The sequence below is a fragment of the Clostridioides sp. ZZV15-6383 genome (genome assembly GCF_020657735.1).
Lineage (GTDB): Bacteria > Bacillota > Clostridia > Peptostreptococcales > Peptostreptococcaceae > Clostridioides > Clostridioides difficile_D.
Genome location: NZ_JAGWCV010000208.1, coordinates 1 through 255, shown reverse-complemented (window position 1 = coordinate 255; position 255 = coordinate 1). Strand labels below are relative to the sequence as shown.

The 255-nt window shown below is 46.3% G+C and carries 1 rRNA gene; it reads left to right on the top strand.

Features of this window, described 5'->3' with window-relative positions:
• A 23S ribosomal RNA gene (locus KGF42_RS19490) occupies positions 1–254 on the top strand; the annotation flags it as partial.
• Position 255 lies beyond the last annotated feature (1 nt).

The window sequence follows — 255 nt, the reverse complement described above, 5'->3', positions numbered from 1 at the left end:
TTCCTGTACTACCGATAACCGTTTGAGAGATGGGATGACACAGTAGGATAAGCTAAGCACACTGTTGGTTATGTGTGCCCAAGCATTGAGGCAGTCAAAGTAGGTAAATCCGCTTTGATAATGCTAGGATGTGATGGGGAGCGAAATTTAGTAGCGAAGTAGCTGATTTCACACTGTCAAGAAAAGTCTCTATCGAGGTTAAAGGTACCCGTACCGCAAACCGACACAGGTGGGTGAGGAGAGTATCCTAAGGCC